Origin of the sequence: Nitrosospira lacus (assembly GCF_000355765.4) — a bacterium.
GTDB classification, from domain to species: Bacteria; Pseudomonadota; Gammaproteobacteria; order Burkholderiales; family Nitrosomonadaceae; genus Nitrosospira; species Nitrosospira lacus.
On record NZ_CP021106.3, the window covers coordinates 2,421,781 to 2,434,910 of the forward strand.

The following is a 13,130-nucleotide window of genomic DNA, read 5'->3' on the forward strand; positions in this document are numbered from 1 at the left end:
GTACCTCAAGGATGCGGTTGTTGAAAATTGCGGTAGAGTGCTGGGAGCATGGTCAAGGTTAACAACGTCGCGGTTATCAGTCCACCAATAATAACCACGGCAAAAGGTTTGACGGTTTCTGATCCGACGCTGGTGGACAGCGCTGCGGGCAACAATCCCAGCATCGCCATCAGCGCCGTCATTATCACGGGACGCAAACGGCTGACAGAACCTTGCAATATGGCTTCATTTAGCGAAATGCCCTCGCGCCTGAGTAAGGTGATCTGTGATAGCAGGATCACGCCGTTTTGCACGGCAATGCCGAACAGCGCGATGAACCCAACCGCTGCCGATACGCTTAAATGGATGCCGGTCAATAGCAATGCGATCAATCCACCGATCATCGAGAAAGGAACGTTCATTACAATCAGGGAGGCATTCTTGATCGAGCGGAATGTCCAGAATAACAATACAAAAATCAAGATAAAACTGACGGGAATAATAAAGGAAAGCCGCTTCATCGCACGCTGCTGGTTCTCGAACTGGCCGCTCCAGACTATGCTGTAACCCGGCTGCAGATGAACCTGTTGACCGATTCTTTTCTGTGCCTCGGCCACGAAACTACCCAGATCGCGCCCTATCAGGTTGCATTTGACGGCTATACGGCGCATGTTGTCCTCGCGGCTGATACGCGAGGCACCTTGGCTCATCTTGATTTCCGCCAGTTCGGCCAATGGAATACGGCTGCCATTCGTGGATAAAACGGTGATATCTTCAATTGCCCCCACTGAATCGCGTGCCGAACTGATGAGGCGCACGGTAATGTCGAAACGGCGTTCTCCCTCCAGCATTTGGGTAGCGGTTTTACCGCCAACCGCCATGGAGATCACGTCCTCCACATCAGATACATTGATACCATAGCGCGCAATTTTATCCCGATCGATGGAAATGACGAGCTGAGCCAGCCCGGATTGCTGCTCGGCAGCCACATCAGTAGCGCCTTCTATGGAGCGCAGGATGCCGGTGATCTGATTGGCCTTCTCCTGAAGAATCCTTAGATCTTCGCCGAAAACCTTGATGGCAATTTCGCCCTTCACGCCGGAAATAGCTTCTTCCACGTTGTCCTGGATCACTTGAGAAAAATTGAACTGCAGCCCGGGAAATACCGCCAGGCGTTTCTGCATCGCTTCGACAAGCTCATCCTTGTTGCGATACCGCCAGGTATCCTTTGGCTTGAGATCGATAAGAACCTCCAGATTATTGAAACCTTTGGGATCGGTACCATCCTCCGGGCGTCCCAATTGCGTAAGTATCGACTTTGCCTCACGGAATTCGAGCAGACGCGCGCGTACATCCCTTTCCAGATCCTTGGCCTTATTGAGCGAGACCGGCGTTGGCAATGTTATGGTCAGCCAGACATTGCCCTCATCCAGTTTGGGCATGAATTCCGTACCAATCAGCGGAAAAGAAGCCAGCGACAAGGCCAGCATTAAACCCGCGCCTACGAACAATTTGCGCGGATGGCGCAATACGGCCTCCAGCAACGCCAGGTAACGCCGCTCCATGCCATGGATAAGCGGATTGTGCGATTCGGTGAGTCGAGGTCCTACCAGGTAACTCAAGAGCACCGGAACCAAGGTCAAGCTGATAAACAGCGAACCCAGCAAGGCAAAAGTAAGCGTGAATGCCATGGGAGAAAAGATTTTTTCTTCAACGCGCTGGAAGGTAAAAATGGGTAAGAAGGCGATAATAAGAATGGCTTTGGAAAAAAGTATCGGCCGAGCCATTTCCGCCGTTGTCATGAGCATGGATTGGCGCATATGCGCCACACTTGCCTGCTGGCGCATCTCCAGAGTCACTTTGACCATGATGGCCTCCACCAGCACCACGGCGCTATCCACAATGATGCCAAAATCGATTGCGCCCAGGGAAATCAGGTTGGCGGAAACCTGCATGGCATCAATCAGGATAAAGGCAAATAACAAGGATAGCGGGATAACAACGATAACCACCGCTGAAGCCCAGACTCGACGGAGAAAAATAATCAGAACTACCAGAATAAGTGCCGCGCCCTCCAGCATATTTCGCTCGACCGTATGGACGGTATGCTGTATCAGTTCCGTGCGGTCATAGATGGGGACGATCTTGACGCCTTGAGGCAAGCCATAATTATTAAGATGCTCGATTTTTCCCTTTACCCCATTTATCACTTCAATGGCATTTCTGCCCTTGATAAGCAAAACGATGCCCTGTACCACATCATCGTCCTCGTTGTAACCGACAATGCCAATACGCGGCTGGGAACCCACGACCACATCGGCAACATTCTTGACAAAAACCGGAACACCTTCCCGGCTGGCAACGATGATATTTCCAATTTCATCCCCGGATTTCAACAAACCTGTGCCACGTACCACCAATGCCTCATGGCCATGATCGAGATAACCGCCGCCGATATTGGCATTATTGATGGCGATAGCCTGGTAGACTTCAGGAAGCGTCAGCTTGTAATTCCTAAGCTTGCCTGGATCGATCTGCACCTGGTATTGCTTGATGCCCCCCCCGAAAGCTACTACATCGGCCACCCCCTGGACGGAGCGGAGCGTGCGCTCGATCATCCAATCCTGCAACGCCCGCTGTTCCACCAGGGGAATGCCGGGGGCTTCGATACGATAGCGAAAAATCTCGCCGATACCAGTCGTCAAGGGGCCCAGTATGGGCTTTACTTCCGTTGGCAGGCTAACGGTTTTTAGCCGCTCCAGCACCAGCTGCCGTGAAAAATAATCCTCGGCATCGTCATCAAACGTCAGTGTTACCACGGACAAGCCGAAAATGGATACCGAACGCATATTAATCATATGCGGCAGACCATTCATTTCCTTTTCGATGGGCAGACTGATCAGTTTCTCCACTTCTTCCGGAGCTTGGCCGGGATATTGGGTCACCACTTGTACGAAAACATTCTGCACATCGGGAAAGGCCTGTATCGGCAAACGCTCGAACGACAGAGCACCAAGGCCAGCCAGAAACACTGCCGTGCTGATAATCAACAGGCGTTGTTGCAGGCAGAAGGCGATGATCCGATGGATCACGGCGCACTTTCCCCACTTTGCTGCTCGGTATCCTGTTCGGTACGCAACAACAAGGCTCCACCCACTACGAGCCTCTCCCCGGGCTTCAATCCATCAAGAATCACCGCCCGGTCTTTCAGGCGCAGACCCACCGTGACCGGGCGCTTCTGGTAATGATAATCACCAGTATTTACATATGCCCAGTTGGATTCATTCTCGGTAAATATTGCGTTCAAGGGGACAACCACGGCCAGATCATCGGCATCACTTTGTACCATGATGCTTGCGAACATGGCAGGCAGCAGCCTTTTCTCTGCATTGGGCAAAATGCACCGTACTTTCACTGTGCGGGTCGTTTCATTCACCACTTGGCTTATATAGCCGACAGTTGCGGTAAAGTCTTCCCCCGGGTAAGCAGGAACTTGCACTAACACCATGGCGCCGGCATGAATCAGTGCGATATCTTTCTCAAAAATATCCATCTGCACCCACAACTGCTCCAGATCGGAAATAACAAACAACGGTGCAGTCAGATCAGAACGGACCTCCATCCCTGGGTTGATATTGCGTTCGGTGATCGTTCCCGAAAGGGGCGCATGCAAAACAAAGCGGTTATCGGTACGCTGGCCGCGAACACCCAGGTTGGCCAGTTTCAGGCGCGCCCGTTCCGCTTCGCTACGGGCCCGGATCAGGTTATCCTCCGCCTGCTCCCGCTCCTTGCGCGGCGCAATGCCATTATCATAAAGATCCCGTATCCTCTGGAAGGCCCGGTTAGCGAGATTCAAATCGGACGTAGCTTCCGCATAGGCCGATTGCGCCTGCCCCAGTTCCGGACTATCCAGTTCAGCCAACGTATCACCTATCCGAACATATGCACCCAAGGCTGCAATGCCACCGGTCACCCGGCCTGCAATTGGTGAGGAAACACGAGCGGTACGGGTTTCATCATAAGTTATTTTTCCCGTAACGGCATCCATCAGCGGACGTTGAACCAGCTCGATGGTTGTTTCTTTTATGAAGTCGCGCTTGGGTGAATCCGGGCTGAGAATGATCTCGTCCCTGGGGTGATTGGCGGCTGGCAATGGTTGCTCATGACTTTGCCGCTGACAGGCGACCAGCGACAAACTCAACAGTCCGATGGCGAGATGCGTGGCAGCGCAAAATCTCGTGCCCATAAGCTTTACCTGGGCTGGATTCATTCGCTTATTTGGACCAGGAGTCCACAGCAAGAAACCACCAGGCAACTTAACCATCGCTGCCCGCCAGACCCCGGGAGGAACCTTTGGTTTCCTCTCCATATGCCATTAACAGATCTGCCCAGGCTTTGCTGCGATTTGCCAGGGCGGTGTAATAATCCAGCATTATTGCCCTATAGCTGCGCTGTGCGTCGATCAAATCCAGCACGCCTACCGCTCCTTTTTGATAAGCGATTTCCTGCGCTTTACGTAAGGTCTCAATGCGCTTGACCACCGATGTCTCGAAGCGCCTTGCTATCGCGTCGGCGCTCTGCCACGATGCCGAGGCTTTCATCACCTCCGCCCGGATGTCCTGCTCAGCCTGCGCCAGCGCCAGTTCAGAGTTGGTTACACCCACACGAGCTTTGGAAATTTCACCTTTTTGTTGATAAAACACGGGAATGGGTAGACGGATACCGACGCCGCCCGTGCGCGGGAACTGGTTTCCCTGATCCTGATCATAAAAAGCGGTTATGGTCACATCGGGGATGATCTGCCGCTGCGCCAGAGTCAGCATCTTCTTGGCTTGTGCGATGCGCACCCTTGCCGCGCGCATATCCGGCCGGCGTTCCAGCGCGCGATCAACCAGCTGGTCTTGCCTGGCCAGCGCAATCTCGGGAGCCGCTTCGGGCCAGGTTTCCACTGCGGTGATCTCTATGCTGTTTTCAGGCCAGCCCAGCAGCAGCAGCAGATCGGCTCGCGCCTGATTTAATGCCGCCCGGGCCTGATCCTGATCACCCTGAACCTTGAGGCTTTCCACTTCGATGCGAATAAAATCGACTGTTGCGACATCCCCTACCCTGAGCCTGACTTCATTGACCCGCAGGATTTCCCTGTAACGCTCGAAGTTATCGCTCGCCACTTTAAGTGTCTTTTGCGCCAGCAAAAGACTGTAGTAACTGCGCCGCACGGCGTTGGTGAGCACGCGTGCGACATCCTGCACGTCAAAATTGACTGCTTCGGTGGCGAGTTCGCTGCTTTCTATCCTTAAACGGCGTTTCCCGGCAGTCACGATGAGCTGTTCAATCTGCGGGATTATCGCCGGCACCGCCAAGTTACGACTCTCCGGGGCAAATGCCTTCGGGGCCAATTCTGAAGTGGTGAGACTGAATACCGGGTTAGGAATCGCGGCGGCAATAATCTGCTCCGCCTCGGCACTATCGATATTGAGACGTGCCGCAATCAAACCGAGATTGCGCTGATAAAATAGCGCGATGGCTTGCTGTTCGGTAATAACGAGTTGATCCGTGGGTACAGCTTCTGCCCGCAGCGTTACCGCCCATGAAACCAGCAGTATGCATGCCAGAATTCGCAGGCTTGACAACACTTTAGCAAACTCGACACATCAGCAGTGTCCGTGAATTGCCATGACCGATACCCACTTGAGTGAGGCTGTGGACTGCCGGCATCCGGATGACAGGCAGAGTGCGAATGTCTGGGTTGCAGAGAGAGGGCAGCCGACGGTCAGTCAGAGGTGGAAATTTTATTGTCATACAAGGTATTTTTCCTTGCCTGATGAGCGAATTCGCCGATGTTGCCCACGACGATGCAAAGTGGGGACAAATTTTATTATGGTACTGCCGCCAGCTTTCAATCTCGCAATCGGTCACCCAACCCCTCGCTCCGAACCTGCCATCTTTCTGGGAGCCTCCACCGCTATTGCGTGACTAGCTGATCCCTATTGGCGTCGGATTCCAACCGTTTCCATAAACACTTACCCTTGCTTTCGTGCTCAATCAATTCAAGCTGTTGTGCGTGAGCTTCCAATTCCTCCCCGCTGGCGGTCAGCACCGTCAGTTGCAAATCCCGCAGATTGGCGGCGATCTCGAGCGCGGATGGTGCCTCCAGTTCCATGAGCAGACTATCCTGCCCCCGCGTCATGGCGAGATAGACTTCCGCCAATAATTCCGCATCCAGCAAAGCGCCATGCAGTGTACGCCGGGAGTTATCCACCGCGTAGCGCTCGCATAACACATCCAGATTGTTTCGCTTTCCGGGGTGCAGCTCTTTGGCCATTTTCAAGGTATCGGTCACTGAATGGCAATATTCGCTCAATGGCTGCAACTCGGCCAAGCCGAATTCGTGATCGAGGAACGCAACATCAAATGAAGCGTTGTGCATGATGAGTTCAGCCCCCTCCAGAAATTCGAGTAACTCGGGGATGACATCACGAAACTTCGGCTTGTCCTGAAGAAACTCCACGGTCAGGCCGTGAACCTGCAATGCTCCCTCATCGATCTCCCGGTCAGGATTCAGGTACCGGTGAAATCTGCGGCCGGTCAATCGCCGGCTTAGCATTTCCACCGCTGCGATTTCGATGATGCGGTGGCCGAGCCGGGGTTCCAGACCAGTGGTTTCGGTATCGATAAAAATCTGGCGCACAGCTTTATATTCCTATTCAAAATTCATGTTAATACGTACTTCTTCCGATAAAATCCGTCTGCCTCATTTTTATATAATTCCTGCCAATTCTCCGAGTCATTCCCTCGCCGATGCCGGCCTTTCCAGCACCGACTGCACCCCGCGATTGGCAAGTATGTCCGCCTGTTCGTTGCCTTTGTGTCCGGAGTGACCGCGCACCCATAGCCACTCGATTCGATGACGCTGCGTCAGCTCATCAAGCTCCTTCCATAGATCATCATTTTTTACCGGTTTTTTGTCAGCGGTGCGCCAATCGCGCTTTTTCCAGGAGTGAATCCATTCGCTGATGCCCTTTTGCACATACTGGGAATCGGTGTGGAGCCGCACTTCGCATGGCTGCGTCAGGGCTTCCAGCGCACGAATAACCGCAAGCAGCTCCATGCGGTTATTCGTCGTCAGCTTTTCGCCGCCGTACAGCTCCCGCTTGTGCCCGTTGTATTGCAGCAGCGCCCCCCACCCGCCAATACCCGGATTGCCCTTGCAAGCGCCGTCGGTAAAGATTTCCACCACCCCTCCACGCTCCGCTTTCACTCTCCGCCTTGCGCGGGCGTCTTCACTATGGTCCCGTTGCGCGCGGCCAGGCGCGGCTCTTGTCCGGAAGCGTTGCCGCCGAGTTTTTGCGCAACCGGAGCCATACCTCTCCTTGCGGCACGCACCTCTTTCCACTCGGGCTTGATCACGCGCATACCATGCACACGCTTGACCGCCGTCAGAAAGTAGATACCGCCGGAAAACGGCCACCAGCGGTCACCCGCGGTCTCCATGAAACTGAATCGCTTCAGCCACTTTTCCTGACTGAATGGGGGCACATAGCAACATAAGCGGTCGTTGGTGATTTCGAGATCCAGTAACGTCAGCCAATCCTTGAGTCTTGGCAGTGCGATGAACTTGCCATGCCAGGGAAAATGCTTCTCAACCAGCGAGTCTTTTAGCTTCGGCATCAAATTCCCATGCCAGGGAAAATGCTCCCTCATCGATCCGAAAAAGCCACGCATCCCCCAAAGACTGCGAGGATTGAAACCACAGACAATTACGTGACCCTCGGGCATAAGCACCCGTTGCACCTCGCGCAGAATCTGATGGGGATTGGCACTGAATTCGAGCACATGAGGCAGGAGTACCAGATCTATGCTGTTCGTTTCGACCGGCAAAAACTCGGGAGCTGCCCGCAGTGCAGCCCCTTCCTCAATGGCCGCACAGAACCGCAACGGCATGCGGTTGGCACGTAGAAAATCGTATTGCGGAAATCCTATCTGCATGGCGTTGTAGCCAAACACGTCGACCACGGCCTGGTCGAAGTGGCTCTGCTCCCGCTCCAGCAGATATTGGCCCAGACAAGTGTCAAACCATTTCAGCCTATTTTTTATCGGCATATATATATTGAAGAATGGCGGAAGGGAATTCGATTATGGACTAATATGAATACCTATTACTCTGTTATGTGTCAATTCATCGATCCGCACTGCCATCCATCCGATCGGACGAAAATTCAAACTGACATCAGCACCATGACTATGCCGCATATCGTTGCGATTCATGCATTCATCGATAATTATATCTGGGTTATCCGCGACCACTGCCACGCCGCCGTGGTCGATCCGGGCGACGCCGCCCCCGTGCTGGATTACCTTAACCAGGAAAAACTGAAACTCGTCGCCATCCTCAATACCCATCATCACAATGACCATGTGGGAGGCAATGCCGCGCTGTTGCGGGAATTTACGGTACCGGTATATGGCCCCGCGAATGAATCGATTCCCACCGTCACGCACCCTCTCAGGGAATGCAACAACAAAGAAAGCGGAGAAGGCGATGCCTATATTCCGGAATTCTCTCTTACCCTCAGAGTGCTGGATATTCCCGGCCATACAACCGGACATATCGCGTATTATGGCGCAAACCTGTTGTTTTGTGGGGATACTCTATTTGCCTGCGGCTGTGGGCGGTTATTTGAGGGAACCGCTGCGCAAATGGTGAACTCACTGCAAAAACTGGCTGATTTGCCCAAAGAAACCGGGGTCTATTGCGGTCATGAATATACCCTCAACAATATCCGTTTTGCCAGAACAGTCGAGCCCGGCAATCAGGCACTGATCGAACGCGAAATGGTGGTTGAAGCATTGCGCAAGCAGAATATCCCGACGTTACCCTCCAGCATCGCGATTGAAAGGGCCACCAATCCGTTCCTGCGTTGCGATCAGCCCGAAATCATCCGTAATGCCAGTATCTATGCTGGCAAACCGCTGTCCGATCCCGTCAGCGTATTTGCCATGCTGCGCGACTGGAAAAATCATTTTTAGCTCCCGATAAAAAGGAAAGAAGCGGAATAAGCAGGCAATTCGCAAGGCAAATACTCGCGAATTTGAATTTATGAAGACGCCCATGAATGATAAGGCGCTTTCGTTGTCGTATGGATGCACCTTGCTTCACCAGCACACCATCGACTGCGCAATATCGCAATACGCTTATATCAACTCAACTGCCTGCTGCGGCACAGTGAAACGGCAAATTGGCGTTCACGTACGGATTGTTCGCCACAGCGGCACATAACGGGAGTTTAAATACATGAATCCTTTAGAGCAGATACTACAGTGCGGCCAATCCATCTGGCTGGATTCGATCAGCCGCAATCTCATCAATAGTGGAGAATTGCAACGCCTGGTAACTGAAGACAAGCTGCGCGGCGTAACCAGCAATCCCACCATCTTCGAGCAAGCCATCAATCACGGCAGCAGCTACGACGACGCGCTGCGCGCATTGCTGAAAACCGATGAACAACAAACCGACAAGGCACTGTTTGAGGCACTGGCCGTTGCCGATATACGCAGGGCCACCGATGTGCTGCGGCCGGTCTATGATGCAACCCAGGGCGGCGATGGTTACGTCAGCCTCGAAGTCTCGCCACACCTCGCCTATGATACGGATGGAACCATTGCCGAAGCGAAACGGTTATGGGACGCGGTGCAGCGCCCCAATCTGATGATAAAAATTCCGGCCACCCCGGCGGGTATCCCCGCGATTTCACAATCCATCGCGGCGGGGGTAAACATCAACGTGACCCTGATGTTTTCACTGCGGCATTATGAAGATGTGGCACGAGCCTATATCCGCGGGCTCAGTGGCAGGGAGGAAGCATCACTGGGTAAAAAAGTAAGCTGGCCGGTTTCGGTTGCGTCGTTTTTTGTCAGCCGGGTGGACGGTATTGTCGATCCCTTATTGGAAAAGAACGAATCACCCGCAGCACTCGCCTTACGCGGCAAGATCGCCATCGCCAACGCCAAACTCGCCTATCAGCGCTTCCATGAAATATTCCATGGCGAGGATTTTGCCGATTTGCGCCGCAAAGGCGCAAAAGCGCAACGTCCGTTATGGGGCAGCACCGGCACCAAAAACCCCGCTTACTCCGATGTGCTCTACATTGAGCAATTGATCGGCCCCGATACCGTCAACACCGTGCCGCCTAAAACGCTCGACGCATTCCGCGATCATGGCCGCGTGCGTGAAACACTCACTGAAAATATTCAGCAGGCGGAAGCGGACATTGCACAGTTACAGGAATTCGGCATTGATCTCGACGCTGTCACGGAAAAACTCCAGGATGACGGCGTGGACGCTTTCGCAGCATCATACGACAAGCTGCTTGCCGCGCTCAAAACCAAGCGCGAGGAAATCCTGACCAATCACGCGGCCTAGCAGCCGATTTTTTAAGCCCCGGCGGGCTGCTGACCTTGGGTAGGATGGGTGGAGTATAACGCAAGCCATTAACACCGCCGGGGTGCGCTACTTTTATTGAACATCTGAATAAGCTCTTCCAAGAGTGAGTCGCTGACTACGTCGGAGATTTATTCAGAAGGACTGAATAATCGGGAGAAAAATAATGGAACTCGGAATGATCGGCCTCGGCCGCATGGGCGGTAATATGGCACAACGGCTGGTGCTCGGCGGCCACCGCGTCGTCGGCTATGCCCGCAACCCCGATACGCTCAGGGAAATCGAAAAAAAAGACATTGTGCCGGCGGCGACGCTCGAAGCACTCGTGAATGAATTGAAGTCGCCTCGCACGATATGGCTGATGGTTCCCGCGGGTGCCCCGGTGGATGAAACAATTACCGCGTTGTGGCCGCTGCTCATACCAGGCGACATCATTATCGAGGGCGGCAATTCAAATTACAAGGATACGCAACGCCGCGCGCAAATGCTGGCAACAAGCAAGATCCATCTTGTCGATGCGGGAACGAGCGGCGGCGTGTGGGGACTGCAGAACGGCTACAGCATCATGGTGGGCGGCGATGAACAGGTAATTGAGGGATTGCGCCCCATCTTTGAAACCCTGGCTCCCGCGCCGGACAAAGGCTGGGGGCGTGTTGGCCCCAGCGGTGCCGGGCACTTTACCAAAATGATTCATAACGGCATCGAATACGGCATGATGCAAGCATATGGGGAAGGGTTTGCGATTCTGCGCCACAAACAGGAATTCAACCTGGATCTGCATCAGATAGCGGAGATCTGGCGCGACGGCAGCGTGGTGCAATCATGGCTGCTCGACTTGACCGCCGCTGCCCTGGCGGAAAATCCAGGTCTGGAAGGCATTGCCCCGTATGTTGCGGATTCCGGCGAAGGACGCTGGACGGTTGCGGAAGCGATTGATCTCGATGTCGCCGCCCCGGTCATCACGTTGGCATTATTACAACGCCTGCAGTCGCGTGATTCCGATTCATTCTCGAACAAATTGCTATCGGCACTACGCAACCAGTTCGGGGGACATGCGATGAAAAAGGAATGAATCCCCTGGCGAGCAGGAGGCAAGGAAGCGCGCCAATAAGCGAAACATATTGCCCCCCGTATGCTACGGCTACTAGGCTACTGGAGCGCTGTAAAACAAAGTATAGGGTATGGGGACGACGTCCCCACACTCCTCCCATTGCCAAATCCGGCCCATCGGACTATCTCACGTTCGTCAAGACGTTCAGGTCACTCGATATGAATTCATGGGTTCAAAACACACTTTAAACATTATTAAGTTGACAAAGTGTTTTTAATTGTATAAGATTCGAACCATGAATGCTGGGAATTGAGGAAGTGCTCGACGTTTTCCCACCAGTTTCCCCACCGAATGCCAACGAAAATCGCTAGTAATATTAGTGAGGTACACGATGAAAACAGGGAATATTTTTTCAGCTTTATCCATGATCGGCTTCCTGGCCTCGGTGAGTTCATCCGTGATCGCTGTCGAGCCTGTTGATACTCCCGAGATTCGCGCGGCTGCTCAAAAAGCCGTTACTCGCAGCGACCATGAAGCCATAGCCAAGTTCTATGAAGACGCAGCGACGCTGATAAAGGCAAAAGCGAAGGAACAACAGGAACTGCTTGAGCAGTACGAAAACAAAAGTTATCTGTATGGCAGACAGGCGCAGGACCTTCAATCGCATGCCTCCGCGCAGGTGCGTGAATATGAGCGAGCTGTCGAGGCAAATATCAAGGAAGCCCGCCTTCATCACCAAATGGCTCTGAAGGCCGACGAGAATCATGCCGCTGCTAACCCGCAAAAGCTGAGTGCCGTAAACCGGTAACAAATTTTATGTAATTTCCTGATGGCAAACGGCACTTGGTTGGGTGCCGTCTTTTTTTCTTGACAATCCAAGACAACCGGTCGTATTATTTACTTATGCTTAAACCCACCAAAAAGGAATTCAACAGAGACAACCTGTTAAATCAGGGAGTCGCCCTGCTCAGGGGGCAGGGCTATCACGGCACCGGACTCCAGGAGATCCTGGATGCGGTTAATGTGCCCAAGGGTTCTTTTTACAATTACTTTGGCAGCAAGGAAGATTTTGGTGCGGAAGTCATTCAACACTATACCGATCCATTTATCGCGCTGTTAACTGATCATCTGGAACGATCCGACGCTGATGCACTCGGTGCAATAAGGCGTTATTTTGATGAGCTCATCGTGGAACTTGAGAGGGATGAGTTTAAAGGCGGTTGCCTCCTGGGTAACCTGATGGGAGAAATAGGCGATACCAGCGAAGTTTGCCGTAAATCGCTTCAATCCGCCGTCAGGCGTTACCAGGATGTATTACAGTCCGGGCTGGCCAAAGCACAGCAGCAGGGGACGGTAAGATCGGACAAATCACCTGAAATGATGGCCGATCTGCTGGTGAATACCTGGCAGGGCGCTTTATTGAGGATGAAAATAGAAAGATCATCCGCGCCGATCAAGCAGTGCTGTCAGGATTTACTGGACGATTTTTTCAAACCCTGATTTTTTTGCCCAATAATAATACGACCGGTCATATGTATTCCTGTCTCTGCATATTTTTTAGCAACCCATCATGGGGTTATTTCCATGCTTCACCACGTTGCAATCGCGCCGGCGGAAGGAATTTCCACTGCCTGGAAAATTGTGTATTTTTATTAGGGAGGT

Annotated in this window: 11 protein-coding genes; 5 read left to right on the forward strand and 6 right to left on the reverse strand. The window is 52.9% G+C overall.

Annotation, left to right across the window (positions count from 1 at the left end; all coding sequences use genetic code 11):
- Nucleotides 1–5: 5 nt before the first annotated feature.
- The 6 genes from EBAPG3_RS10990 to EBAPG3_RS11015 all read right to left on the reverse strand — a co-directional run bounded on the left by EBAPG3_RS10990 (nt 6) and on the right by EBAPG3_RS11015 (nt 8,079).
- Nucleotides 6–3,071: an efflux RND transporter permease subunit gene (locus tag EBAPG3_RS10990; protein WP_004176091.1), complete on the reverse strand. Its 3,066-nt coding sequence runs from the start codon at nt 3,069–3,071 to the stop codon at nt 6–8.
- Entirely contained in the window at nt 3,068–4,225 is a 1,158-nt protein-coding gene (locus tag EBAPG3_RS10995; RefSeq protein WP_004176089.1) for an efflux RND transporter periplasmic adaptor subunit, read from the reverse strand. The genes EBAPG3_RS10990 and EBAPG3_RS10995 overlap by 4 nt, the downstream gene beginning before the upstream one ends.
- A gap of 70 nt (nt 4,226–4,295) precedes the next feature.
- Nucleotides 4,296–5,612 (reverse strand): TolC family protein, encoded by a 1,317-nt coding sequence (locus EBAPG3_RS11000; protein ID WP_004176086.1) that lies wholly within the window; start codon nt 5,610–5,612, stop codon nt 4,296–4,298.
- 329 nt (nt 5,613–5,941) lie between these two features.
- A complete protein-coding gene (dnaQ, locus tag EBAPG3_RS11005; protein ID WP_004176081.1) occupies nt 5,942–6,667 on the reverse strand; it encodes a DNA polymerase III subunit epsilon in 726 nt (241 codons plus the stop codon).
- Between the two features lie 96 nt (nt 6,668–6,763).
- Nucleotides 6,764–7,237: a ribonuclease HI gene (gene rnhA / locus EBAPG3_RS11010; RefSeq protein ID WP_040851696.1), complete on the reverse strand. Its 474-nt coding sequence runs from the start codon at nt 7,235–7,237 to the stop codon at nt 6,764–6,766.
- Nucleotides 7,234–8,079: a class I SAM-dependent methyltransferase gene (locus EBAPG3_RS11015; RefSeq protein ID WP_004176078.1), complete on the reverse strand. Its 846-nt coding sequence runs from the start codon at nt 8,077–8,079 to the stop codon at nt 7,234–7,236. Before EBAPG3_RS11015 ends, rnhA begins: the two co-directional genes overlap by 4 nt.
- Before the next feature lie 141 nt (nt 8,080–8,220).
- Here EBAPG3_RS11015 and gloB point away from each other — a divergent pair, with 141 nt between their 5' ends.
- The 5 genes from gloB to EBAPG3_RS11040 all read left to right on the forward strand — a co-directional run bounded on the left by gloB (nt 8,221) and on the right by EBAPG3_RS11040 (nt 12,968).
- Entirely contained in the window at nt 8,221–9,006 is a 786-nt protein-coding gene (gene gloB, locus EBAPG3_RS11020; RefSeq protein ID WP_040851716.1) for a hydroxyacylglutathione hydrolase, read from the forward strand.
- A 265-nt stretch (nt 9,007–9,271) separates the two neighbouring features.
- Nucleotides 9,272–10,399, forward strand: coding sequence for a transaldolase (gene tal / locus EBAPG3_RS11025; protein ID WP_004176073.1), 1,128 nt, complete (start codon nt 9,272–9,274; stop codon nt 10,397–10,399).
- A gap of 184 nt (nt 10,400–10,583) precedes the next feature.
- Nucleotides 10,584–11,489, forward strand: a complete 906-nt coding sequence (gene gnd / locus EBAPG3_RS11030; RefSeq protein WP_004176071.1) for a phosphogluconate dehydrogenase (NAD(+)-dependent, decarboxylating) — start codon at nt 10,584–10,586, stop codon at nt 11,487–11,489.
- 370 nt (nt 11,490–11,859) lie between these two features.
- Complete coding sequence (locus EBAPG3_RS11035; RefSeq protein WP_004176069.1) at nt 11,860–12,276, forward strand: hypothetical protein; 417 nt, start codon at nt 11,860–11,862, stop codon at nt 12,274–12,276.
- A 95-nt stretch (nt 12,277–12,371) separates the two neighbouring features.
- A complete protein-coding gene (locus tag EBAPG3_RS11040; protein WP_004176067.1) occupies nt 12,372–12,968 on the forward strand; it encodes a TetR/AcrR family transcriptional regulator in 597 nt (198 codons plus the stop codon).
- The last annotated feature ends 162 nt before the right edge of the window (nt 12,969–13,130 follow it).